General features: G+C 66.2%; 21 protein-coding genes, 1 tRNA gene and 2 pseudogenes. 10 read left to right on the top strand and 14 right to left on the bottom strand.

All coding sequences use genetic code 11. From position 1 onward, the window contains the following. Positions 1-120 precede the first annotated feature (120 nt). The 6 genes from A3A5_RS0136455 to A3A5_RS0136430 form a co-directional block, all read right to left on the bottom strand. The gene (locus A3A5_RS0136455; RefSeq protein ID WP_018315365.1) at positions 121-726 is read right to left on the bottom strand and encodes a winged helix DNA-binding protein; all 606 of its coding nucleotides are present in this window, start codon (positions 724-726) and stop codon (positions 121-123) included. A gap of 463 nt (positions 727-1,189) precedes the next feature. Continuing rightward, complete coding sequence (locus tag A3A5_RS0136450; protein ID WP_026201487.1) at positions 1,190-2,116, bottom strand: SMP-30/gluconolactonase/LRE family protein; 927 nt, start codon at positions 2,114-2,116, stop codon at positions 1,190-1,192. A gap of 82 nt (positions 2,117-2,198) precedes the next feature. Then, positions 2,199-3,179: a tripartite tricarboxylate transporter substrate binding protein gene (locus A3A5_RS0136445; protein ID WP_018315363.1), complete on the bottom strand. Its 981-nt coding sequence runs from the start codon at positions 3,177-3,179 to the stop codon at positions 2,199-2,201. 113 nt (positions 3,180-3,292) lie between these two features. After that, the gene (locus A3A5_RS0136440; RefSeq protein WP_018315362.1) at positions 3,293-4,240 is read right to left on the bottom strand and encodes an NAD(P)-dependent oxidoreductase; all 948 of its coding nucleotides are present in this window, start codon (positions 4,238-4,240) and stop codon (positions 3,293-3,295) included. Further along, positions 4,237-4,920 (bottom strand): RraA family protein, encoded by a 684-nt coding sequence (locus A3A5_RS0136435; RefSeq protein ID WP_018315361.1) that lies wholly within the window; start codon positions 4,918-4,920, stop codon positions 4,237-4,239. Before A3A5_RS0136435 ends, A3A5_RS0136440 begins: the two co-directional genes overlap by 4 nt. A 43-nt stretch (positions 4,921-4,963) precedes the next feature. Beyond that, a complete protein-coding gene (locus A3A5_RS0136430; RefSeq protein WP_026201486.1) occupies positions 4,964-5,944 on the bottom strand; it encodes a tripartite tricarboxylate transporter substrate binding protein in 981 nt (326 codons plus the stop codon). Positions 5,945-6,040: 96 nt separating this feature from the next. Between A3A5_RS0136430 and A3A5_RS0136425 the strand changes: the two genes are divergently transcribed. Further along, the gene (locus A3A5_RS0136425) at positions 6,041-6,808 is read left to right on the top strand and encodes an IclR family transcriptional regulator (protein WP_026201485.1); all 768 of its coding nucleotides are present in this window, start codon (positions 6,041-6,043) and stop codon (positions 6,806-6,808) included. Positions 6,809-6,986: 178 nt separating this feature from the next. Here A3A5_RS0136425 and A3A5_RS42755 read toward each other — a convergent pair. Beyond that, a pseudogene (locus tag A3A5_RS42755) lies at positions 6,987-7,139 on the bottom strand (Arm DNA-binding domain-containing protein); the annotation flags it as partial. Next, complete coding sequence (locus A3A5_RS43900; protein ID WP_157637408.1) at positions 7,133-7,357, bottom strand: hypothetical protein; 225 nt, start codon at positions 7,355-7,357, stop codon at positions 7,133-7,135. The gene A3A5_RS43900 and the pseudogene A3A5_RS42755, both read right to left, overlap by 7 nt. A 117-nt stretch (positions 7,358-7,474) precedes the next feature. Here A3A5_RS43900 and A3A5_RS0136420 point away from each other — a divergent pair, with 117 nt between their 5' ends. The 8 genes from A3A5_RS0136420 (at position 7,475) to pgi (ending at position 17,605) form a co-directional block, all read left to right on the top strand. Next, positions 7,475-8,839, top strand: a complete 1,365-nt coding sequence (locus tag A3A5_RS0136420) for an amidase (protein ID WP_018315358.1) — start codon at positions 7,475-7,477, stop codon at positions 8,837-8,839. Positions 8,840-8,976: 137 nt separating this feature from the next. Continuing rightward, positions 8,977-9,942, top strand: coding sequence for a TRAP transporter substrate-binding protein (locus A3A5_RS0136415; RefSeq protein WP_018315357.1), 966 nt, complete (start codon positions 8,977-8,979; stop codon positions 9,940-9,942). A 91-nt stretch (positions 9,943-10,033) separates the two neighbouring features. Continuing rightward, complete coding sequence (locus A3A5_RS0136410) at positions 10,034-10,585, top strand: TRAP transporter small permease subunit (RefSeq protein WP_018315356.1); 552 nt, start codon at positions 10,034-10,036, stop codon at positions 10,583-10,585. Next, entirely contained in the window at positions 10,585-11,895 is a 1,311-nt protein-coding gene (locus A3A5_RS0136405; RefSeq protein ID WP_018315355.1) for a TRAP transporter large permease, read from the top strand. The genes A3A5_RS0136410 and A3A5_RS0136405 overlap by 1 nt, the downstream gene beginning before the upstream one ends. A gap of 65 nt (positions 11,896-11,960) precedes the next feature. Further along, entirely contained in the window at positions 11,961-13,259 is a 1,299-nt protein-coding gene (locus tag A3A5_RS0136400; RefSeq protein ID WP_018315354.1) for a D-amino acid dehydrogenase, read from the top strand. Between the two features lie 6 nt (positions 13,260-13,265). Next, positions 13,266-14,861, top strand: a complete 1,596-nt coding sequence (locus A3A5_RS0136395) for a bifunctional ADP-dependent NAD(P)H-hydrate dehydratase/NAD(P)H-hydrate epimerase (protein ID WP_018315353.1) — start codon at positions 13,266-13,268, stop codon at positions 14,859-14,861. Continuing rightward, on the top strand, positions 14,858-15,820 hold the full coding sequence (locus tag A3A5_RS0136390) for a DMT family transporter (RefSeq protein ID WP_018315352.1): 963 nt from the start codon (positions 14,858-14,860) through the stop codon (positions 15,818-15,820). The genes A3A5_RS0136395 and A3A5_RS0136390 overlap by 4 nt, the downstream gene beginning before the upstream one ends. A gap of 144 nt (positions 15,821-15,964) precedes the next feature. Further along, positions 15,965-17,605 carry a glucose-6-phosphate isomerase gene (gene pgi, locus A3A5_RS0136385; protein WP_018315351.1) on the top strand — a complete coding sequence of 547 codons (1,641 nt, stop codon included), beginning with the start codon at positions 15,965-15,967 and terminating at the stop codon, positions 17,603-17,605. 4 nt (positions 17,606-17,609) lie between these two features. On the opposite strand, the gene A3A5_RS0136380 is transcribed toward pgi, so the two are convergent. Next, positions 17,610-18,308, bottom strand: coding sequence for an ABC transporter ATP-binding protein (locus A3A5_RS0136380; RefSeq protein ID WP_026201484.1), 699 nt, complete (start codon positions 18,306-18,308; stop codon positions 17,610-17,612). On the opposite strand from A3A5_RS0136380, the gene A3A5_RS0136375 reads away from it, so the two are divergent. Beyond that, positions 18,307-18,963 carry an arylesterase gene (locus A3A5_RS0136375; protein WP_026201483.1) on the top strand — a complete coding sequence of 219 codons (657 nt, stop codon included), beginning with the start codon at positions 18,307-18,309 and terminating at the stop codon, positions 18,961-18,963. The two genes, A3A5_RS0136380 and A3A5_RS0136375, sit on opposite strands and share 2 nt — an antisense overlap. A gap of 74 nt (positions 18,964-19,037) precedes the next feature. On the opposite strand, the gene A3A5_RS0136370 is transcribed toward A3A5_RS0136375, so the two are convergent. From A3A5_RS0136370 to A3A5_RS0136350, 5 genes and pseudogenes are all read right to left on the bottom strand, one after another. Continuing rightward, complete coding sequence (locus A3A5_RS0136370) at positions 19,038-20,972, bottom strand: SurA N-terminal domain-containing protein (protein WP_018315348.1); 1,935 nt, start codon at positions 20,970-20,972, stop codon at positions 19,038-19,040. A 292-nt stretch (positions 20,973-21,264) separates the two neighbouring features. Further along, positions 21,265-21,341: transfer RNA gene (locus A3A5_RS0136365), tRNA-Asp, on the bottom strand. 401 nt (positions 21,342-21,742) lie between these two features. Continuing rightward, positions 21,743-21,856 (bottom strand): annotated as a pseudogene (locus A3A5_RS45930) (LysR family transcriptional regulator); the annotation flags it as partial. A 34-nt stretch (positions 21,857-21,890) separates the two neighbouring features. After that, positions 21,891-23,321, bottom strand: a complete 1,431-nt coding sequence (locus A3A5_RS40080; RefSeq protein WP_035814496.1) for an amino acid permease — start codon at positions 23,319-23,321, stop codon at positions 21,891-21,893. 61 nt (positions 23,322-23,382) lie between these two features. Further along, the gene (locus tag A3A5_RS0136350; protein WP_026201482.1) at positions 23,383-24,447 is read right to left on the bottom strand and encodes a porin; all 1,065 of its coding nucleotides are present in this window, start codon (positions 24,445-24,447) and stop codon (positions 23,383-23,385) included. Positions 24,448-24,468: the final 21 nt, after the last annotated feature.

Here is a 24,468-nt window from a genome sequence, read left to right as displayed (position 1 = left end):
TGGCGGGAAACCGCTATTGTACCTTGCCGGCACCCGGATTTTGCACTGCGACATCACGGCGGGATCGTGTTACCGCCCATACTGATAATGACTATGCGTCACTTTTACAGAATAGCAGGCTCAGAGTGACGTCGCCGAGCGCGCGGCCTGCTCGTACAGGCCGGTCAGCACCCGCATCAGCCGGGCAAGTTCGCCGATCTCGGCATTCTCTTCGCTGCCTTCGGTAAAGTTGCTGGTCAGGCATTGTTCGCGGATCTCGCGGTAGCGCGCGCAGGCCTCGGCACCGGCCGGGGTGGTCGAATAAGTGGCCTCCTTGCCGACCCGCTCCCCGCTCACCAGCCCCAGCCCCTGCAGCTTCTTCAAGGCGTAGGTCACCAGGTGCGTGTCTTCCACGTTCAGCACGAAGCAGATATCGGCCAGCCGCTTGGGCCGGCCGCGATGGTTCACGTGATGCAGCACCAGCACGTCCAGGAAGGTCAGGTCGCGCACGCCGGCCGCGCCCATGCAGCGCACCACCCAGCGGCTGTAGGCGTTGTAGGCAGTGTTCAGCCCGAACTCGAACTCGGACAGCTCGGGGCTGCGCACCGACACCAGGTGCGAGGACGACACGATATTGGCCCCGGCCGCGCGCGACAGCGCGGTGGCTGGCCTTGCCTGATCGGCAACGGCTGGGGCGTCGGCCACGGCGGCGGCGGTGTGCCCGCCCTCGGCTGGCTTGCGTGGCATGCGGGAGACTCCTTTTGATGGGGGCGGCGCTGGCGCCTCGGTGCCAGTTATAAGCACGGAGCGCGCCCCGGCAATTTTAGCTTGACAGTTTATTGGCGAATTATGATGAACAATCCTCCCCACCAGGCCTTGCCCTGCCTGACTTTATGGGTCGTCATCATATTTTTTACCGACATTTTTACCGGGCAGAACGTGCTTTATGGCACACCAATGCCCATCGGGGATTATGCCGCGCATTCGCCCCATGCAGAACAGTGGTGCGCTATCGGCGCTTCGGATATACCGGGATCTCCGGCGTGGACAGGTGCCACCGCATGGTGGTGCTGAAAGGAATGCCCCGGAAATCGATCAGTGGCGCCTTGCAGCGGATCCGCTGATTACCGTCGAAATCCCGGAAGAGGCCCCTCTCAAGCGGGGAGCACCGCAAGCCTTTTACCTGGGGGCGTCTCTCGATAAGGACCGCTCAGATCTCCTGAAAGGCCCGCTGAATGGTCACACCTGGCGCCGACATACCAATCTGCAGAATCTCGCCCGCCGTTGAGTCGGTCATGTAAAGCGTCTTTCGATCCGGTCCGCCAAACGCCACATTGGTCAGCGAGTGGCCGGGCGTGCCACGGATGACCTCGACTGGCTCTGCACGGTGATTCAGCACCCATACGTAGGCGAGGCCGGGGTTGGCCACCACCAGGCGGCCGTCGACGTCCATCGCGAGCCCGTCCGGCCCGCTGGGGCCATATGACGTGAAGAACTGCCCGGCCTTCGACACGCTGCCGTCCTCCTGCAAAGGCATGCGCCAGACGCAGTTGCCGCGCGTGACGGCAACGAACAGGAAACGCTCGTCCGGCGACAGCACGATGCCATTCGGGCTTGGCACGTTGGCGAGCAGCAGCTCGAGCCGGCCTTCGCGGGTCAGCCGATAGACCCTGCCTGTGGGGTCGTGCAGGCCGGTCTGGCCCTGATCGGTGAAATAGATGTTCCCGCGCGCATCCAGCGTCAGGTCATTGACGCCTTTGAAGCTTTCCGTATTGCGGCGCGGCAGGTATGGCCGGACCTGGCCGGTGCGCAGATCGACTTCCATCAGGCCGTTACGGTAGTCCGTCACAAGCAAGGACTCAGGGCCAAGGAACTTCATGCCATTGGGCTCGCCGTCCCACTTGGCAACCAGGTCCCAATCGCCCTTGGGGTCGATCCTGAAGATGCGCCCATTCGGGATATCGGTAACGTACAGGTTGCCCTCGCCGTCTGCCACGGGGCCCTCCAGAAAGGAGTCGATTTCACGGCCGCCCAGGTTCGCCCTGGACCATTCGCTTCGTCGTGGCTGGCGGTAGCGGGCCGGAAGACTGGAAAACGGCTGCGCTTCCCGGATGGTCGGTGAGTTCAGTAGAAACATGCGCTGACACCTGTTGATTGTCTCGCCGGCAGTACAGGCCCGGGAGGCCATGCGCCGCCGCCCCGCTGCAGGCAACCGGCCACTATTGCTTCTGGAACCCCGTACCGCGTGCAACCTTCCCCCAGAATGCGGTTCTGTTGGCCACTTCGGTACTGAAGGTCCCGGCATCCCAATAGCCCGGCTCGGCGCCGATGCTCTCAGCATAGGCTTGCATGTCCGGCGTCGCCATCGCCTTGCCCACCTCTTTCTGCAGGCGGTCCAGCACCTCGGCGGGCGTGCCCCTGGGTGCCCACAACCCGGTGAAATTCGTCACACCGTAACCATTGACGCCAGCCTCGGCGAAGGTAGGCACGTTCGCCAGCGCAGGCAGGCGTTTCGTGCCGCTGACGGCCAGCACGGTCAGCTTGTTGCCCTTGACCTGTCCGATGACGCCCGGAATGGACGCCATCTGGAAGTCGACGGTGCCGCTCAGCACCGCGACGGTAGCCTCGCCTGCGCCTTTGAACGGCACATGCATGAAGTGCGTGCCCGCGGCGACACCGAAGGCTTCGCTGGCGAAGTGAGGGGTTGAGCCGGGTCCGCCAGATCCATATGAAACCTTGTCATCGACCTTGGCCGCGGCAATCAGGTCGGCCAGCGTCTTGTACTTTCCTCCAGCCTTGACGACCACGCCCATGGGCGCAAAGACGTATGCCGCAACGGGCTGCAGGTCTTTGGCAGGATCAAAAGGCAACGTCTTGAAGATGTGGGGCAACAGCGCGTAGGTCGTATCGTTGGCCAGCAGCGTGTAGCCGTCCGGCGCTGCGCGGGCGACCTGGGCCGCGCCGATCGTTCCCGTCGCGCCGACCTTGTTTTCCACATAGAAGCTCTGGCCCGTCTGCTCCGAGAGGCGCTGCGCCATTTTGCGGGTGACTGCGTCCACGGCGCCGCCGGGCGGATAGGGAACGACGATCTTGACGGGCTTGCCAGGCCAGCCTTGCGCTTGCGCGATCATCGACATGGCGGCAAGGATGGCGAACGCCAGGCCTCGGCGCTTCCATGCCGCGCTTTCCTTCTTTTTCATGTTGTCTCCAATGCAGACGAGAGTTCTTATACCGCGCGGGCTGGCTTAGCGGTACGGCGCGTGCGCCATTGGCGCAACGCGCGCGGCATGCCGCCAGTCCGGCACCAGCGCGGCTACTGCTGTCCGACTGCCGGCTCGCGAACCGAGTTCAGGACCGCGACGGTGTTGGTCGCGGCCGCGACACCCATATTGACGTAGGCCGCACTTGTTACGCCCCCGATATGCGGGCTCAGCACGAAGCCAGGCTGCCGCTGGAAGATATGGGGCGCGGACATCGGTTCGCGCGCAAAGCTATCCAGGCCGGCGGCCGCCACGCGGCCCGACTGGACTGCCTGGAACAGCGCCGCTTCGTCGATCAGTCCGCCCCGTGCGGTGTTGATGAGGATCACGCCAGGCTTGCAACGCGCGAGCGTGGCGGCGTTGACCATCTCCTTGTTGTCCGCCGTCAACGGGCATTGCAGCGAGATGACATCCGAGGCCTCCCAGATTTTGTCCAGTGGGACGGCCTCGATATAGTCGGGCAGGTCGGCGGCGAACGGATCGAAACCAATCACCCGCATGCCGATGGCGTCGCACATCCTGGCGAAGCGTCGGCCGATGGCACCCAGGCCGATCAGTCCGACCGTCAGGCCATTCAGTTCCAGGCTCTTGTGCGTCGCTTTGTCCCAGTGCCCGGCATGCATGCGCGCATCCAGCTTCACCACCGACTTGGCGCACGCCAGCATCAGCGCCAGCGCATGTTCGGCAACGGCGGCGGCATTCGCCCCGGCGGCGGCGGTCACCGTGATGCCGCGCGCCTGCGCGGCAGCTTTGTCGATGGTGTCAGTGCCGGTGCCGTGTTTCGAAATCACCTTCAGCGCGGGTGCCGCATCCATGACTTCGGCGGTTACGCTGCCGTAGCGCACGATCATGCCGACCGGGTTGTGCTTCCGGGCCAGTGCCACCAGATCGGCGGCCTGTGGCGTTCTTCCCGCGAATGCGACCTCGTAGTCGCCCAGCAGCGCGAGCGCTTCCGGCGCGAGGTCTGCACCCGTGACGATGATGACCGGCTTGCTTGTCACAGTGCTTCTCCCTGCTTCAGGACGCCCGCCGTCACCAGCGATGCCAGCAGCCAGGGCGCGGTGGTATTGCCTTCCTTGATCTGGGCAATGCGCACGGCTTCCGCTGCCTCCTTCTTTGCCGCGGCATCAAGCAAGGCTTCGATCTTTTCGCGCTCTACCACGACCAGGCCATCGGCGTCGCCGCAGATGAAGTCGCCAGGATTCACCGTGACGCCGCCAACGGAAATAGGGTGACCAATGCGGCCGCCGACTTCCTTGGTCGGGCCGTTAGGGTTCGTGCCCACCGAAAAGACCGGAAACTGCATGTCGTCCAGCTCGAGGCTGTCCCGCACCGCGCCGTCGATGACCACACCGGCAAGGCCGCGCTGGCGGGCGGCATGCATCATGATGGTTCCCATCAGCGCAGAAGTCTGATCCCCCTTGCCGTCGACGACCAGGACATCGCCCGGCTGCGCCAGCGCCAGTGCTGCATGGATCATCAGATTGTCGCCGGGACGGACCTCGACTGTGAAGGCGGGCCCGGCCACTTTCATCGCCGGGCGCAAGGCCCGGATCCGGCCATGCAGCGCACCGCGGCGTCCGCCGACATCGGAGAGGATCGCCGGCTGGAACCTGGCGGCCCTTGCCACGATGTCTGCGGGCACGCGCTCAAACGATTTGATGATGTTGGGCAAAGTCATGATGGACTCCAGGCAATATGAAATGGATGGGTAGATGCGGGCATTAATCCAGCTTGGTGCCGGAGGCCTTGATGACCGACGCCCAGCGTCCGGTGTCCTGCTTGATCAGTGCAGTGAAGGCTTCCGGCGTGCCAGCCAGCACCGATGCACCTTGTTCATTCAGCTTGCTGGCGAGCGCCGGGGACTTGAGCGCCTTGTTGAACTCGGTATTCAGGCGCGCCACGATGTCCTTCGGTGTCGCGGCAGGCGCGACAAAGCCAAACCAGGTCGCGGTATCAAAGCCGGGGTAGCCCAGTTCGGCGACTGTCGGCACCTGAGGCAGGTCTTGCACGCGCTTCGGCGACGTCACCGCGAGCGGCCGCAGTCTGTTGTTCTTGATATGCCCGAGCAACGTTGGCACGGATGCCATGTAGAGATCGACCTGACCGCCCATCAGGTCGTTGACCGCCTGCGCGGCGCCCTTGTACGGCACGTGGGTGAACTTCACCTTCGCGGTAGCCTGGAGTTGCTCGCCACCCAGGTGCGCCACCGTGCCGTTGCCGGGCGACGCAAAATTGATCGTCCCGGGCTTTGCCTTGGCAGACTGGATGACGTCCTTCAGCGTCTTGTAGGGCGAGTTGACGTGCGTCACCAGCACCAGCGGCGCCGAGGCGACCAGCCCGATGGGCGTGAGGTCCTTCAACGGGTCATAGGGCAGCCGTTCGTACAGTGAGGGATTGATGGCCAGGTTACTGGTCTGCCCCATGACGATGGTGTAGCCGTCGGCAGGCGCCTTGGCCGCCGCGTCCACGCCGAGGTTGCCGCCCGAGCCTGGCTTGTCCTCCACCACAAACACCCAGCCAGTCGACTTGGCAACCGTATTGGTCACTTCTCGCGCAATGATGTCCGTGCCCCCGCCGGCGGGAAAAGGGACGATGACCCGGATGGGCTTGGCGGGGTACTGCGGCGCGGCATGAGTAAGCGCGGATGCCGCCAGCATGCCTGTGGCAAGCACTATTAAGCAGCGACGGGAAATTGCCTTCATGACTGTCTCCGAATCTCGTTTCATTGTGGTTCGGATTGTGGTCTGTCGTTTCAAGGCATACAATGCCGTTTCATACCGTGCAACCAAGTCCGTTCTATGAACCGTAGGAGTGAATCTAAAGGCGCTTCTGGCGGCGACGCCCCCGGCTCTGTGATTGCGGTAACCCGCGCCCTGCGCGTCCTTGAGGCGTTCGGCGTCAATGACCCTCAGCTGTCACTCGCGGAACTGAGTCGGCGAACTGGCATCCACAAGACCACCGTGCTCCGGTTGGCCCGCACGCTGGCGGTGGACGACTATCTGGTGCAGAAGGAAGACGGAAGCTGGAGGCTGGGGCGGGCAGCGGGATGGCTTGGCGCGTGCTACCAGGCAACCTTCAACGTGCAGGAAGTGGTAGAGCCAGTCCTGCGCGAACTGACGATCAAGACCGGGGAAAGCGCGTCGTTCTACGTCCGCGAGGGGCAACAGCGAACGTGCCTGGTGCGCGTCGAAGGACCGCAGGCCATCCGCCATCACGTCCGGATCGGGGCGGCACTGCCGCTGGACAGCGGTTCGCCGGGCCGCGTCATACTGGCGTTCTCGGGAGAGTCCGGCGAGCTGTATGAAATGATCCGCCGCCGTGGTTTTCATCTGTCGCTCGGTGAGCGCGAGCCCGAAGTCTCGAGCGTGTCTGCGCCGGTGTTCGGATTGCACTGGCGGCTCTTGGGCTCCATGTGCATTTCGGGACCGACCTCCCGGCTAAACGAAGCGCGTTTGCTGGAGTTGGCACAGACTGTCGTCGACGCGGCGAACAAGCTTTCTTATGCCATGGCAGGAAGCCAGCGGCCTGCGATGCAGGTGGAAAGGCCGTCGACCTGGCACCCCTGATGGTTCAGGTGCCCGCAATGCTTCCACATGGCATCGTCGAGCCCACCGCTCGATATCACCACGCCAGCACAACCCGGTTCCCCGCTATTCACCGGGCAGCTCATCAATCAGTCGAACGCCATCGAGGCACGCGCCGCCGGCCACGCCTGCCGCGAGGTAGCGCCCTGGATAAGACTTCAGTCAGGGTCTCGCGCCGGCCATTGAGGCGGTAGTCAAGTCGGAAGGTGACCGTCCCTTTCGGGCTAACCGCCGCATAGAGGCCATCCCTATCTGTCACCTTGTAGAGCTTCTTGCTACCCTTGAGGTTCTTGAGCTTCGTGTCAGTCAGCATCGGCGCGGCGTGACGGTAGATCCAGCAGCTCGGATTCCACCGTCGAATTTACCGTCACCAAGAGGTGATTTCAGCCGATTGACAGCGATGCACAAGGCATCATGATTTGCAGCAACCTGTTGATTTATAAAAACAAGCGGATAGATGCGGATCGACCGGGAAGGTCCGGTCATTGGCGAATCATGAGCATGAACACCTAATAAATACAGGTAAAGCATGAGGAAGGACGCCGGCCATGACTGGCCCTGCGCGGTGCAACGCGCCCTTCCCCGTGCTGGCAGGCGGCCGCCACCATGGCGGTGCCCGCCCCGCCCTCGCACCCGTTTGCAGACCCCATGCCCTCCATGCTTCCCGACCTCGACACCCTGAACACCCGCCTGCGCGACGGCGCCACCAGCCGTGCGCAGATCATCAAGCAGGCGACCGCGCTGGCAGCCACACCGGCTGCCAAGGCCGTATTCCTGCGCAGCACCTTCGAGGCCGCGGCCCAGATCGCACGCGCAGCCGATGCCGCCGGCCGCGCCGGCAAGGCACTGCATCCGCTGGCGGGGCTGCCGGTTTCGGTCAAGGACCTGTACGACGTCGCCGGCGAAGTCACCAGCGCGGCCTCGCTGGTGCGCAAGGATGCCGCGCCGGCTACGGCGGATGCCACCGTGGTCGCCCGCCTGCGCGCGGCAGGGGCAGCCCTGGTCGGGCGCACCAACATGACGGAGTTCGCGTTCTCGGGCGTGGGCATCAATCCACACTACGGCACGCCGGTCAACCCGGCCGGCACGGATGGCGTGGCACGCATCCCGGGCGGATCGTCGTCGGGTGCAGCCGTTTCGGTGGCGCTGGGGCTGGCGGTCGCGGCGCTTGGCAGCGACACCGGCGGTTCCATCCGCATCCCCGCCGCGCTGTGCGGCATCACCGGCTTCAAGCCCACCACGCGGCGCGTGCCGCTGACCGGCGCGTTTCCGCTGTCCTACACGCTCGACACCGCCTGCGCGATGGCGCGCACGGTCAGCGACTGCATTGCCGTGGACACCGTGATCGCGGACGGCGCAGTGATCCCGCGCGTCGCCAACCCCGCCGCCACGCGGCTGGCGATCCCGCGCCAGGTCCTGCTGGACGACCTCGACCCGGTGGTGGCGCGCGCCTTTGACCGCGCGCTGGGCCGGCTGTCGGCCGCCGGCGTGCAACTGGAGCATGTCGATCTGCCCGAGCTCGGCGAACTGGCCGGCCTGAACGCCCAGGGCGGCTTCAGTTCAGCCGAAGCCTATGCAATCCACCGCCACATGCTGGCCGCCCGGCGCGACCTGTATGACCCGCGCGTGGCCTCGCGCATCGACCGCGGCGCCAATGTCAGCGCCGCCGACTATATCGACCTGGGCCGCGCCCGCCTGGACTGGATCGCCCGCATGGAAGCGCGCCTGGCCCGCTTCGACGCCGTGGTCTGCCCGACCGTGCCGATGGTCGCGCCCGAGATTGCGCCGCTGCGCACCGATGATGCGCAGTTCTTCCGCGTCAATGCCCTGCTGCTGCGCAATACCTCGGCCTTCAATTTCCTTGACGGTTGCTCGATCTCGATGCCCTGCCACGCGCCGGACGAGCTGCCCGTGGGCCTGATGCTGTCGCACGGCCCGATGCGCGATGCCGACCTGCTGGGCACGGCCCTTGCGTTGGAACGCATCGTGCAACCTTCACAGCGCGACGACTGAGCCCGCCGCGCCGTTGATCTTGCGCCGGCCGCACGCCCCCGACCAGGCGCGTGCGGCGGGCACCAGGTAGTACGCACCAGCGAATACGCAGCATGCAGTACAACCGCGCCCCCGCGCGCACACCAGGAGAGATCGAGATGCGAGTCAAGGCAATCGTTGCAGCCGGCCTGATGCTGGCCGCCGTGGCGGCACAGGCGGATACCAAGTGGGACCTGCCGACCGGTTATCCGGTCAGCAACCTGCACACCGAGAACCTGCAGCGGATGGCCAACGACGTGGACAAGGCCACCGGCGGCAAGCTCAGGATCGTGCTGCATCCCAATGGATCGCTGCTCAAGGCCAACGAGATCAAGCGCGGCGTGCAGACCGGCCAGGTGCAGATGGGCGAGATCCTGATGTCCTTGCTGGCCAACGAGAATCCGGTGTTCGGCGTCGATGCGGTGCCATTCCTGGCCACCAGCTATGTCGATGCCTACAAGCTGTGGCAGGCCTCGCGCCCGGTCACCGAGAAGGTGCTCGACAAGCAGGGCATGAAGCTGCTGTACGCGGTGGCCTGGCCGCCGCAGGGCATCTATGCCAACAAGCCGATCAATTCAGCCGCGGACATGAAGGGCCTGAAATGGCGCGCGTACAACCCGGCCACCTCGCGCATCGCCGAGCTGGTCAGCGCCCAGCCGGTGACCATCCAGGCCGCCGACCTGGCGCAGGCGCTGGCCACGGGCACGGTCAACTCCTTTATGTCGTCGGGCGCGACCGGCGTCGACACCAAGGTGTGGGAGAGCGTGAAGTACTTCTACACGGTGGACGCCTGGCTGCCCAAGAACATGCTGGTGGTCAGCAAGAAGGCGTTCGCGGCGCTGGACAAGCCGACCCAGGAGGCCCTGCTCAAGGCCGTCGCCGATGCCGAGAAGCGCGGCTGGCAGGTCTCCGAGCAGAAGACCAGGGAGTACCTGGCGACCTTGTCGCGCAACGGCATGACGGTGCAGCCGCCTTCGCCGCAACTCAAGTCCGATATGCAGAAGGTGGGCCAGACCATGGTGGATGACTGGTCCAGGGGCGCGGGCGAGGACGGCAAGTCCATCCTGGACGCCTACCACAAGTAGGCTGCGGGCCTGCCCGCATCCATGAACTCCCCACCCTTGCCGCGCAGGCTGGCATGGCGGGGAGCCCCTTCCCTCCCTGACGCCGTCCATCATGCCAACTGCCCCCTCCTCCAAGCGCTGGCTCGACCGCCTGCTTGACCTCTTTGCCATGCTCGGCGCGCTGTGCATCCTCGCCGTCTGCGTGATCATGATCCTGATGTCGCTGTCCCGGGAGACCTCGGTGATCTTCAAGGGTGGCGATGACATCGTCGCCTGGCTGTGCGCGGCGTCCGCCTTCCTGATCCTTGGCCAGACCTTCCAGCATGGCGGCATCGTGCGCGTCGAGATGCTGCTGGGCGCCGTGGGCCCACGCCGGCGCCGGGTGCTGGAACTGGTCTCGCTGACCATCTGCCTGGCGTTTGCCGCCTACGCGGCCTGGGCGCTGGGCACCTTCGCCTGGCAGAGCTGGGACATCGGTGATGTCTCGCAAGGACAGATCGTGATTCCGTTGTGGATGCCGCAGAGCTTCGCTGTGCTTGGCTGCATCGGCTTCCTGCTGGCGGTCGGCGATGAATGGCTGCGCGTGGTGCGCGGACAGAAGCCGCGCTACCAGGTGGCCCAGGAAGAAAAGCTCGCCGCCGGCGATTTCGGGGAGACGGTCTGATGAGCACAGTCGTCGTTGCACTGATCCTGCTGCTGGTGATGATCGTCTTCCTGGCGCTCGGCGCGTGGATCCCCGTGGCCATTGCGGTCACCTCATGGGTCGGCCTGGTGGTGTTCTCAGACCGCGAGGCGCTGGTCAGCCTGGCCAACGCATGGTGGTCGTCGAGCGCCTCATACACGCTGGCATCGCTGCCCCTCTTTGTCTGGATGGGCGAGATCCTGTTCCGCACCAAGCTGTCCGAGCAGATGTTCAACGGGCTCTCGCCGTGGCTGAACTGGCTGCCGGGGCGGCTGATGCACGTCAATATCCTGGGCTGCGGCATCTTTGGCTCGGTGTCGGGGTCGTCGGCGGCCACCTGCGCCACCATCGCCAAGTCGGCGCTGCCGGAACTGACGCGGCGCGGCTACGACGAGCGCATCACGCTCGGCTCGCTGTCCTGCGCGGGCACGCTCGGCATCCTGATCCCGCCGTCGATCACCATGGTGGTGTACGCGGTGTCGGCGGACGTGTCGATCATCCGCGTGTTCCTGGCCGGCTTCATACCGGGGCTGCTGCTGATGCTGCTGTTCTCCGGCTATATCATGGCCTGGGCGCTGGCCAACCCCGACAAGACCCCGGCGTCGGAGCACTTCAACTGGCGCGCGCGGCTGGCATCGATCCGCCAGCTGCTGCCGTGCATCGTGCTGATCGCCTTTATCGCCTGGATCATGGTGACCGGCTACTCCACCGCGACCGAGGCCGCAGCCTATGGCGTGGTGGCCTCGCTGGCGCTGGCGTGGGCGGGCGGCTCGCTTACGCGCGCGGCGTTCTGGGACAGCCTGATGTCGGCCACGCGGCTGACCGCGATGATCATGTTCGTGCTGGGCGCCACTTCGTTCCTGTCGGTGACCATGAGCTTTACCGGCATCCCGCGCGCGCTGGCGGAATGGGTGGCGGCGATGCACCTGTCGCCGTGGGCGCTGATCGCTGTGCTGACGGTAATCTACATCGTGCTCGGCACGGCGCTGGACGGCATCTCGATGATCGCGCTGACCACCGCGACGGTGCTGCCGATGGTGCAGGCGGCCGGCTTCGACCTGGTCTGGTTCGGCATCTTCATCGTGCTGCTGGTGGAGATCGCCGAAGTGACGCCGCCGGTGGGCTTCAACCTGTTCGTGCTGCAGAGCATGACCGGCAAGGACAGCAACTACATAGCGCGGGTCTCGCTGCCCTTCTTCATGATGATGGTGGTGGCCATCGCCATCATCACGATCTGGCCCGGGGTGGCGACCTGGCTGCCGGACATTGTCATGCAGCAGGAAGTCAAATAGCATTGGCCGGCCCGCCCGGCCCCGCCATTTCCCGCCGGCGCGGCAATAGGGAGGTTTCCAGTCCGATGCATGTGATCGTCATCGGCGCCGGCGCGATCGGCGTCAGTTCCGCCTGGTACCTGCGGCAGGCCGGTTTCGACGTGACCGTGCTCGAACGCCGCGCCGCGCCGGCGCAGGAAGCCAGCTTCGGCAATGCCGGCGTGATCGCGCCCGGCTACGTCACGCCATGGGCCGCGCCGGGCATGCCCGGCAAGATCCTGCGCACGCTCTTTGCGCGCGAGGCGCCGGTCCTGTTCCGCCCTTGTGCCGACCCGGCCATGTGGCGCTGGATCGCACGCTGGCTGCGCGAATGCCGGCTGGAACGCTACCGCGCCAACAAGCTGCGCATGCAGCGGCTGGCGTTCTACAGCCGCGGGTGCCTGCACCGGCTGCGCAGCGAACTGGAGATCGACTACGAGCAGTCGCAAGGCTACCTGCAGCTGTTCCGCACCGCGCGCGACCTCGACCTGGCCGCGCCCGCCGTGGCCCTGCTGCGCGAGAACAACGTGCCGCACCGGCTGGTGAGCGCGCAGGAATGCCGCCGGATCGAACCGGGCCTGGCGGCCGATACGCCGCTGGCTGGCGGGCTGCACCTGCCGGAGGATGAGTCCGGCAACTGCCCGATGTTCGTGCGCGCGCTGCACCGGCATGCCGAGGCCGCAGGCGTATCGTTTCGCTTCGACACCCAGGTGGCGCGCGTCAGGCCCGACCACGCGGGCAAACTGCAGGCCGAGCTGTCGCACCCCGACAAGAAGCGCCCTGGCCAGGTGCTGGGCGCCGACCGCGTGCTGGTCGCGGCCGGCGCCGACAGCGCCGGCTTGCTGCGCCCGCTGGGCCTGCACGTGCCGCTGTATCCGGTCAAGGGCTATTCGTTGACGGTGATGGTCCGCGACGAACTGCAGGCGCCGCTGGGCGCGCTGATGGATGAGTCCTACAAGGTCGCGATCACGCGCATGGGCAACCGCCTGCGCGTGGCGGGCACGGCCGAGCTGGGCTCGCGCAAGCTCGATTTGCGGCCGGCCGCCCTGAACACCCTGGTAAAGGTCGCGCGCGACTGGTTCCCGGTGGCCGGCAACTACCAGGAAGCCACGCAATGGGTGGGGGCGCGGCCGATGCTGCCGGACGGGCCGCCGCTGATCGGGCCTACGGCCGTGCCGGGCCTGTTCCTCAATCTCGGCCATGGCTCGACGGGCTGGGCGATGAGCTGCGGATCGGGCAAGATTGCGGCTGATCAGATCGCCGCCAGCGCCGGCACCCATGGCGGTCCCGACATCGACATGGAGGGCCTGCTGCCCGAGCGCTGCGGGTTGGGGCCCGCCAGATAACCAGACATGACACACTCTGCCTCTACTGCCTCTACCGCCACCTCGCCCGCAAGCGGCGACGGCTGGTTCGCACTCGATGCAGCGGCATCCACACCGGTTCCGCTGTACGACGTCGCCGCCATCCGCCGCATCGAGAACGCCGCCTTCACGCAACTGCCCGCCTTTACGCTGATGTCGCGCGCCGGCGCCGCGGCCGCGCGCTGGCTGGCCTGCCACGCACCCGCCGGCCCGCTGCTGTTCCTGGCGGGTCCCGGCAATAACGGCGGCGATGCGCTGGTCGCCGCCACGCAGCTGCACGGCGCAGGCCGCGCGGTGCAGGTATGGCTGGCCGCGGACCCGCAGCGCCTGCCCGCAGATGCCGCGACCGCCTTGCAGCAAGCGCATGCAGCCGGCGTGCCGGTCAGCATGGTCGCGGGCATGGCTGCCTCGCATGACGCAGACTGGCCCGCCGGCACCGCTGCGATCGTCGACGGCCTGCTCGGCATCGGCCTGAACCGCCCCGCCGACGGCGCCATGGGGTGGTGGATCGGACAAATCAACCGCAGCGCGCTGCCGGTGTTTGCGCTGGACATCCCCAGCGGCCTGTTCGCCGACACTGGCGCGGGCGCGCCGGCCGTGCGCGCGCAGCGCACGCTGACCTTTATCGCCGCCAAGCCCGGGCTGCTGACGCTGGACGGGCGCGACTGCGCCGGCGAGGTCGATATCGCGCCGATCGGGCTTGGCTATCCGCCGGACGACGCGCCCCATTGCCTGGCAAACGGCCCGGCGCTGTTCAGTGCCGCGCTGCCGCGCCGCCGCCATGCCAGCAACAAGGGCACGCATGGGTCGCTGGCACTCATCGGCGGCAACCTGGGCATGACCGGCGCGCCGCTGCTGGGCGCCAGGGCCGCGCAATTCCTCGGCGCGGGCAAGGTGCATATCGGCTTCCTGGCGCAGCCCGCGCCGCGGTTCGATCCGCTGCATCCGGAGCTGATGCTGCATGCCGTGGACGCACTGGCCCTCGCTGCGATGTCGGCACTGGTGATCGGTCCGGGCATGGGCACGGATGCCAACGCACACAAGCAGTTTGCGCGGCTGCTGCAAGCCGCACCGTTGCCGCTTGTGCTGGATGCCGATGCCCTGAACCTGCTGGCCGCCGATCCGGCGCTGGCCGGGGCACTGGCCGCCAGCGGCGCGGCTTGCGTGATGACACCGCACCCGCTCGAAGCCGCCCGGCTGATGGGCGTTCCCGTCGCCGACGTGCAGCGCGACCGGCCCGCTGCGGCCGCAGCACTGGCTGCGCAATGGCAGGCCGTAGTCGTGCTGAAGGGATCGGGCACCGTGATCGCGGCACCTGACGGCAGCCCATGCACGCTCAACCCGACCGGCAATGCCGCACTTGCCAGTGCCGGCACCGGCGACGTGCTGGCCGGCATGCTGGGCGCGCTGCTCGCACAGGGCATGGCGCCTCTGGCCGCGGCCCGGGCGGCGGTGTGGATCCACGGCCGTGCCGCTGATGCCCTCGTCGCCCAGGGCACCGGGCCGGCCGGCGTCACCGCAAGCGAGCTGTACGCGCCGGCGCGCATCGTCTTCAACCAGCTGCTGGCCGGGGCACGCGCATGACGCGCGGCGTGCTGCTGCGCGATCCCGCCGACCGCCGCCACCTGCTCACCGGCATCGCCCTGCTGGTCATCGGGCAATGGATCCTCAGCCTGCTCGACGCCACCAGCAAGACCCTGACGCAGCAAGGACTGCCGCTGGTGGCCGTGGCATGGGTGCGCTATGTCGGGCATGTGGTCGCGATCTTCCTGCTGCTCGGCCCCGCCGGCTGGCGGCGCCAGTGGCGGCCGGCAAAGCCCGGGCTGCAGTGGCTGCGGGGCGGGCTGATGCTGGTCTCGACGCTGGTGTTCTTCAGCGTGCTGATGCTGATGCCGCTGGCGCAGGCCACGGCACTGAATTTCTGCGCGCCGCTGTTCGTGGTGGCGCTGTCGCCGTGGCTGCTGGGCGAGCGCCCCGGGCGCCATGCCCGCTGGATGCGCTGGACCGGCGTGGTGGTCGGCTTTGCCGGCATGCTGGTGGTGGTGCGCCCGGGTGGCCAGCTCAGTCCGCTCGGTGTCGGCCTGGGCCTGGTGTCGGCGCTGGTGTTCGCGCTGCTGCAGATGCTGACACGCCGCATTGCCGCGCATGACGCGCCCATGACCACGCTGATCCAGAGCGGTGTCACCGGCGCCTGCCTGACCACGCTGATCGTGCCCTTCTTCTGGTTCAGCGCGTGGCCCACGCCGATGCAATGTGCGCTGTTGCTTTCTGCGGGAATCACCGGGTCCCTGGGCCACTATTTCGTCATCCGGGCCTTCCAGTACGCGGATGCCTCGTTCCTGAGCCCCTTTCTGTACCTGCAGATCCTGTCCGCCACCGTGATCGGCTACCTGGCCTTCGGCCAACTGCCCGACTGGACCACCGCGGCCGGCATCGGCATCATCTGCCTGGGCGGCCTTTGCGTCGCAGGCGGCGAACCGGTGCTGCGCGCGATCGCCGGCCGGCTCGGCGGCGCGCGCCGTCAGACAATGTCCGATACTTAGCCTGCGCCCGGGCTGGTATGTTGCAAGTGGTAACGATATGACGCCGCTGCCAGCCCGGATCCCGGTAGCGCTGACGATATACTTGCAACTCTGTCTTGTGAGCCGGCAACGCCACGCGGCTTGCGCAACCATCGATTGTCCTGCATGCCCACTGACCTTCACGCCTGGAACGCCCTGCTGCGGCACCACGACACCCTTCGCGACGCACAGATGCGCGACGGGTTCGATCGCGAAGGCGCGCAGCGCGTCGCGCAATTCTCGCTGGAAGCCGCCGGCCTCTATCTCGACTACTCGAAGAACCGGATCACGCCCGAAACCATGCGCCTGCTGGTGCAGCTGGCAGCCGAGGCCGGCGTGCCCAGGCGCCGCGACGCGATGTTTGCGGGCGAGCATATCAATACGACTGAAGACCGCGCGGCCCTGCACGTAGCGCTGCGCGCGACCGCCGGCGCCGGCTACAAGGTTGACGGCGAGCAGGTTATGCCGGCGATCCAGCGGGTGCTGGATCGCATGCGCGATTTCTCGGCGCGCGTGCGCAGCGGCGCCTGGAAGGGTGCCACCGGCGAGCGCATCACCGATGTCATCAATATCGGCATCGGCGGCTCTGACCTGGGGCCGCGCATGGTGTGCCGCGCGCTGTCGCACCTGGCCGATGCCGATGGTGCCGCGCCGCGCATGCACTTTGTTTCCAATGTCGACGGCACCGACCTGGCCGAGACGCTGGTGCGGCTCGACCCGCGGCGCACGCTCGTAATCGTCTGCTCCAAGACCTTCACCACGCTGGAAACCATGGCCAACGCGCGCAGCGCGCGCGCGTGGTTTGTCGCCAACGGTGTGGCCGAGCATGATCTTGCCAAGCATTTCGTCGCAGTCTCGACCCATACCGAAGCGGTGCGCGAGTTCGGCATCGACCCGGCCAATATGTTCGAGTTCTGGGACTGGATCGGGGGACGCTTCTCGCTGTGGTCGTCGGTCGGCCTGTCGATCACGCTGGCGGTAGGCTTCAATGCCTTCGCCGACCTGCTGGCCGGCGCGCGCGCCATGGACGAGCACTTCCGCAACGCGCCGCTGGAGCGCAATATGCCGGTGATCCTGGGCATGCTGGGCATCTGGTACCGCAATTTCTGGCACCTGCCGACCAGTTGCATGGCGCCCTACTCCACCTCGCTGGAGCTGTTTCCCGCCTTCCTGCAGCAACTGGAGATGGAGAGCAACGGCAAGTCAGTGCAGCTTGACGGGCAGCGCGTGCGCACGCATACCTCGCCGGTGGTATGGGGCACGGCCGGCACCAACGGCCAGCATGCCTATTTCCAGCAGATCCACCAGGGCTCGCTGGTGGTGCCGGTGGACTTTGTCGCGCCGCTGGTGCCGCCGCGCCGGCTGGCAGGCCATCACGCCAAGCTGCTGGCCAACTGCTTCGCGCAGGCCGAGGCGCTGATGCGCGGGCGTACCGCCGATGAGCTGCGTGCTGCCGGCCTGAAGGACGAAGTCCGCATCGCCCATATGGTGTTCGAGGGCAACCGCCCCAGCAACACCTTGCTGATGGAAGACCTGACGCCACATGTGCTGGGTGCGCTGATTGCGCTGTACGAGCACCGCACCTTCGTGCAGGGCGTGGTCTGGAAGATCAATTCCTTCGACCAGTGGGGCGTGGAGCTGGGCAAGATCCTGGCCCGCCCGATCGAGGCCGAGCTGACCGGGAATGCTGTTGGCCAGCACGATGCCTCCACCACATCGCTGATCGAGCGTGCCCGCGCGGTGCTGAAGGCGGGCGCCGCCAGCTAGTCCGCTAGACTTCCGCGCCCATCCATTCATCGCTGGCCACGCGGCCGGCGTCGATGGTCAGGATGCGGCCACAGCGCGCCGCCACCGAGCGGTCATGCGTGACCAGCACCAGCGTGGAGCCGGCATCGCGGTTAAGCTCGAACATCAACGCGATCACGGCTTCGCCAGTGGCGGTATCGAGGCTGCCGGTGGGCTCGTCGGCAAACAGGATGTCCGGGCGCGCCACGAACGCGCGCGCCAGCGCCACGCGCTGCTGCTCGCCGCCCGACAGCGTGCGCGGATAGTGCCCCAGCCGCGCGCCCAGGCCCACGCGCTGCAGCATGTCCAGGGCGCGCTCGCGCACCTGCGACGTTTCGCCGCGCAACTCCAGCGGCAGCATCACGTTTTCCAGCGCGTTCAGGTGGCCGACCAGCTGGAACGACTGGAACACGAAGCCGACATGGCGGCCCCGCACGGCGGCGCGCTGGTCCTCGTCCAGTGCGAACAGGTCCTGGCCCTGCAGCCGTACCGTGCCCGTGGTGGGCAGGTCCAGCCCCGCCAGCAGCCCGAGCAGCGTCGACTTGCCCGATCCGGACGCCCCCACGATGGCGAGCGTTTCGCCCGGCGTGACGGAAAAGGTCACGTCGTGCAAAATCGTCAGCGAACCGGTCGTGTCGGCAACGGTCTTTCCGAGGGACTCGACAGCGAGAATGGAAGAAGACATGGATATTGGGATCCGAGGCAAATGGCGCCGGCTGGTGCTGGCAACCGGCATGGCACTGACGATATCGGCCGTGGCGCCAGCCCAGGCTGCGGCGCCGGCACTGCTGGTGCTTGGCGACAGCCTCTCTGCCGAGTACGGCATCGCGCGCGGCGCGGGCTGGGTCACGCTGCTGCAGGACCGCCTGCGGCAGGAGCGCTTCGATTATAGCGTTGTCAACGCCAGCATCAGCGGCGAGACCACCATCGGCGGCAAGACGCGGCTGCCGGAACTGCTGTCGCGGCACCGCCCGGCCATCGTGGTGGTGGAGCTCGGCGCCAATGACGCGCTGCGCGGATTGCCGCTGCAGACCACCGAGGCCAACCTGCGCAACATCGTCAGCACGGCACAGAAGGCGGGCGCGGGCGTGCTGCTGATCGGCATGCGCATCCCGCCCAACTACGGTCAGGACTATACCGAGAAGTTCGTCTCGCTGTATCCGAAGCTGGCCGGCGAGTACAAGGTGCGGCTGGTGCCGTTCTTCCTCGACCAGGTCATCACGCAGCAGGACTGGTTCCAGCCCGACCGCATCCACCCGACCGCCGCGGCACAGCCAGCGCTGCTCGATACGGTGTGGCCGCAGCTCAAGCCGATGCTCAAGCGCAGCGGCGCGAAGTAAGAATAAACAAAAAAACCCCTGCCGCCTGGCAGGGGTTCTTGCTTGCAGCGGTGCTGCCCGGGCTGATTGGGCGCTTACTCGGCGCCTTGCGCCTGCGTGGCACCCACCGGCGCCAGCATCTTGACCTTGGCGCGGGCCTTCAGGCTTTCATAGAAGGCCTGCAGGTCGGTCTGGCCGGCCAGTTGCGACAGCTGCTGCGCTTCGGCCTGGCGCTGGGCCGGATTGGCCTGAGCAGGCTGGCTGACCTTGGTAATGCGATAGACCGCATAGCCCTGGGCGCCCAGGTCGACACCCACGACCGCCGGCAGCTTCGCGGCATCGGCGCGCATCACAGCCTCCACGGCCTGCGGCGCGATGCCCTCGGCCTTGGCGCGCGAGACGGTCTGCACCGCGCCAAAGCCGTCGGCGCTGTCTGCCTTCTTCAGCGCAGCAAGACGAGCCTCGCCGTCCTTGCGCGCCAGTTCGGCCGCCTGCTGGGCGATATAGCCCTCGCGCACCTTGGCTTCGACTTCCTCGAACTTGCGCACGGCCGCCGGGCGGTATTCGACGATGCGCGCGGCCACCAGCGTGTTCGGGGCCACCTGGACGGCCTCGGTGTTGCGCTTGTTCTTGATCGCGTCGTCGCTGAACAGCGCCTTGAGCAGCTTGTCGTTGTTGAGCGGGCTCTGCGCGCCAAGCGCCGGGTTCGGCTGGCGCGTGACGTTGTCAGCGGTCTGGATAGTCAGCTTGAACTTGTCGGCGGCGGCCTTGAGACTGTCTGCCTGCTCATAGACGGTATTGCCGAAGGCATCGGCCTGCTCGGCAAACTTCTTGTCGGCGAACTGCTTGCGCAACTCCGCTTCCAGTTCCGTGCGCACGGCTTCCAGCGGCTTGGTCTCGGCGGGCTTGATGCCGGTCAGCTTGATGATGTGGTAGCCGTAGTCGGTTTCCACCACGTCGCTGACCTGGCCATCCTTGAGCGCATACATGGCGTCCTCAAACGGCTTGACCAGCGCGCCGCGGCCCATGAAGCCCAGGTCGCCGCCCTTCTCGGCCGAGCCCGGGTCCTGCGAGTTCTTGCGCGCCACGTCGGCGAAGGTGTCAGGGTGCTTGCGCAGGTCCTCCAGCAGCTTGGTGGCCTTGTCCTTCGCGGCCTGGCGCTGGGCGGCCGGCGCATCCTTCGGCGCGCTGATCAGGATATGGCTGGCGCGGCGCTGCTCGTCGATGCGGAAGCGCGCGATATTGCTGTCGTAGTAGGACTTCAGCTCTTCGGGCGTGACCGCCTGCGTCGCGGCCAGGGCCTCGCCCGACAGCAACAGGTACTCGACCTTGGCTTGCTCCGGCACCGAGAAGGCCTGCTGGTGGCTGTCATAGTAGGCCTTCAGCGCGGCCGCATCGGGCTGCACCTTGGCAGTGTAGCCGGCCGGCTTGAACAGCAGCGCCTGCACGTCGCGCTGCTGGTCGCGCACGGCGATCAGGCGCTCGAGCAGCGACTTGGGCACGAAGGCCGTCGCGGCGATCGATGCGCCCAACTGCTGCGTGGCAAGCTCGAAGCGCATGCGGGCATCGAACTGCTCGGGCGTCATGCCCTGCGACTGCAGCAGCTGCAGGTAGGCCTTGTCGTCGACCTTGCCGTCCTTGGTGCGCGGCAGTTGCGCGATCGCCGGCAGGTTGCTGATTTCCTCGAGCAGCTTGGCGTCGGACACGGTCAGGTGCTCACGCGCCACGGCACTGGCCATCACGCGTTGCAGGATCAGCTGGTCCAGCACGGCCTTGCGTGCGCCCGGGCCCTCGAACTGGCGCGGGTCATAGCTCGCGCCCAGGATCTGGCGCGCGCGTTCGCTCTGGTCGCGCACGACGTTGTCGATTTCCTGCACGCTGATGGCGCGGCCGTCGACCTTGGCGGCATCGTGCGAACTGTCCATGAAGCGCGAATAGCTTTCCACGCCGAAGAACACGAACGACGGGAAAACAAGCACCAGCAGCAGCAAGAGCATCAGGCGCCGGTTGTTGCGTACGAAATCAAGCATGCGGATTCGGGTAGTGGATTGGCACGAAAGACAAACTCCGCAATTCTATCAGGAGCCGCTGGGCACGCACCCTTTGTGCAGGGTGGGAAACATGGGGGAGCAAATGAAAACGCCCGCTGATGCGGGCGTTTTCAACAAAACTGGCGGAGTGGACGGGACTCGCCCACGTCCCGCGGGCCGCGGCTGCGCTTGCAAGCGCAGCCCTTCGATTCCCGCCGGAAGCCGCGCAGGCGGCTTCCTCCACTCCGCACAAATGAAAAAACGCCCGCTAACGCGGGCGTTTCCTTAAAACTGGCGGAGTGGACGGGACTCGAACCCGCGACCCCCGGCGTGACAGGCCGGTATTCTAACCGACTGAACTACCACTCCTGTGTCGGTGCTTGCTGGCGGCGATGCACATGTCCTTGCGATGGAGAGTGGCGGGTGCTGAGGGGTTCGAACCCCCGACCTATGCCTTGTAAGGGAACCGGATTTCCTTACAAATCATAAGCCTACAACGCCTACCAACCTTCCCTTGCCGACCGTGCCCTGCTGCAAGAGGCCGAACTATAGCCCGTGTTCATCATCTGCGCAATACCCGGATGACTCAATCTTGTACCTTCCCTCTCAACCCTGAGACGCGCCCGGAATGGACCAAGAGCTCCGGGGCGCGGTCGACACTAATGTGCAGCGGACCTTCGCGTTCACGGGGCCTGCCCACAGCGTGACCTTCGGCATCGACTACCGCCATACGACGGAAGACCGCCTGCAGAAAACGTGCCGCGTGGCCGCGCTGCAACGAGATTCACAACCGAGGAGAGTTGCGGCGCTTCCTGGCCGGCAATGGAAGCGAAGCGCGCCTTCTTGAACGCGCCGACAATGACGTCATGCAAAGTCGGCTCGCTTCCCAAGGTCGGCGCTCCTCGCGCACCCCGGCCCTCAGACCGCCTTTCTTTCGGCTATCGTCGTGCCGGCACGGCGACTGCGATACCAGCCGAAGTATGCGGCAGTCAGGAAAACCAGGAAGGTCGCGCCGAAGACAAGCGTCATACGGAACTCGTCGGTGGCCAGCGTCGTCAGCATGATGGCGAGCATCAGGCCCGCGCCCAAGAGCGTCAGCATCGGGAAACCCCACATGCGAAAGCGCAGCGGCGCGTTTCCGCGCGCCTGCCACGCGCGCCGGAAGAAGAAGTGGGTGACGAAGATCATCATCCACGTGAACATGGCGCCGAACATCGAGATCGCCATCATGATGGTAAACGATGACTCCGGATACACGATGCTCAGCAGCGTTGCGACCGCAATGCCGCCGGTCGACAGTAGCAGCGCCGACAGCGGCACGCCGCGCGCGTTGACCTGGCCGAGGCGCACGGGCGCATAGCCGGCGCGCGACAGGCTGAACATCATGCGCGTAGTGATGTAGAGCTGGCTGTTCATCGACGACAGCGCCGCCACCAGAACCACGAAGTTGATCACGCCGCCGGCGCCGGGAATGCCGATCGCCGCCATCACCTTAACGAAGGGGCTCTGGTCATGGCCGGCAGCGGTCCACGGTATGATCGCCAGCATCAGCGCCAGTGTCAGCAGGTAGAACAGCACCAGCCGCAGCATGGTCGAGCGGAAGGCACGCGTCACGGCGCGCTCGGGGTCCTCGGCTTCGCCGGCGGCCACGGCGATCATCTCGATGCTCAGGTAGCTGAAGATGGAGATGATCACTGCCACCCACATGCCCCACAGCCCTTTCGGGAAGAACCCGCCGTGTGCCGTGTAGTGATGGAAGCCTGCGCGCTGCGCGCCGCCGGACACGAGCTCTGGCGCACCAAAGACGACATACGCCGCCAGCACGATAAAGCCGACGATCGCGGCGATCTTGATCACAGAGAACCAGTACTCGACCGCGCCGAAGATATTGACGCTCAGCGCATTGACCAGCACCAGCGCACCCGAGAACGACACGATCCAGAACCAGCCGGGCACGGCCGGAAACCAGTACTTCATATACAACGCGGTCGCCGTTACCTCGGCGCCGACCGCCAGCACGATGCAGGCCCAGTAGCTATAGCGCACCAAGAATCCTGCCAGCGGGCTGATGTAATGCTCGGCATAGGCGCCGAACGATCCGGAAGTCGGGTGCGCCACCGTCATCTCGGCAAGGCAGCCCATCAGGATCAGTGCGATGAACGCGCCAATCGCATAGCTCACCAGCACGCCAGGACCGGCAAAGCCGATGGCGAACCCGCTGCCAAGAAAGAGGCCCGTGCCGATGGCTCCGCCGATGGCGATCATAGCCATCTGCGAGGCGCTTAGGGTACGCCGTAGGCCCTTCTCCCGCTCGACGATCTGCTGGAATTGCTGCGTGGAATTTGTCATGAACCACTCCTCGGGGACGGCAGACGCGCCGTTCCCTCGTTGGATAATGTTTGATCGATGCTCAGAAGATGTGTCGGATGCCGACGGAAGCGCCAGTCTGGTTGCCACGGCCCGGCAGTTCGGTCGCCGCGCCGCCACTGACGACGTTGTGGTCCACCGTACCGTACAGCTGCGTGCGCCTGGACAGCGCGTACTCAGCCAGCAGCACGCCAGCATAGCGCTTGCCACGATTGCCGCCGATGCCGTTCACGTTGCGGATGTCGTCGTAATAGAACGCGCCCGTCAGCGCCAGCGCGGCGGTGGCCTGATAGGTGGCACCGGCGTAGAAGGTGCTGTCCTTGCGCGGATTTGCCGTGTACGAGCCGTAGCTGACGGTGCCGGAGGCATCGTTCAGTGCGCCGTCGATAAACCCGGTGGCATCCTTGCCGCCAAGGTAGCCGACGAACAGCTTTGCCGGTCCGGCAGCGTAGCGCGCGGCCGCACCCCACATGCGCTGGGCCTGATCAGATTGGTCGCGCGTTTCCTGGTACACGGCGCCGACGCTGAAGTTGCCGATGGCGTAGGCCGCGCGCGCACCCCAGTAGGCATTGCGGCCCAGGCTGCCAGGCTGCTCCCCGAGCGCGTAGCTCGCGCCGACGCTGAGGCCGCCAAAGCTGCCGTCATAGCTGACCATGTTGTCGAGGCGGCCGATGGTCATGAAGTACGGCCACGCATTGGCGGTGTAGTTGCCGATGGTCAGCGGGTCGTATTCGCCGAACAGATTGAAGCCTTCGGTCGCCTGGCGCCCGAGCCGGATCGTGCCCAGGCTGCCGGACAGCCCGACATATGCGTAGCGCCCGAACAGCCGGCCGTTCTGGTTGGCATTGCCGGTGTCGGGGTCGAAGCCATTCTCCAGCCGGAAGGTGGCCTTCAGCCCCCCGCCCAGCGCTTCCTCGCCCCTGAGGCCGAAGCGGCTGTTGGTCACCGCGCCGTTGGTCAGTTCGACCTTGTGGTCGTTGGCGGTGTTGGCATGGGTGGTGAAGCGCAGGCTCTGGTCGACAATGCCATACAACGTCACCGAGCCCTGCGCGGATGCGTCGCCCACGGTCAGGGCTCCCAGCATCAGCGGGATTGCTGCTCTCCTCATTGGATTGCTCCTCCAGTTGGT

The sequence above is a fragment of the Cupriavidus sp. UYPR2.512 genome (genome assembly GCF_000379565.1).
In the GTDB taxonomy this organism is placed as follows: Bacteria; Pseudomonadota; Gammaproteobacteria; order Burkholderiales; family Burkholderiaceae; genus Cupriavidus.
This window is presented reverse-complemented; position numbering and strand designations above follow the sequence as displayed.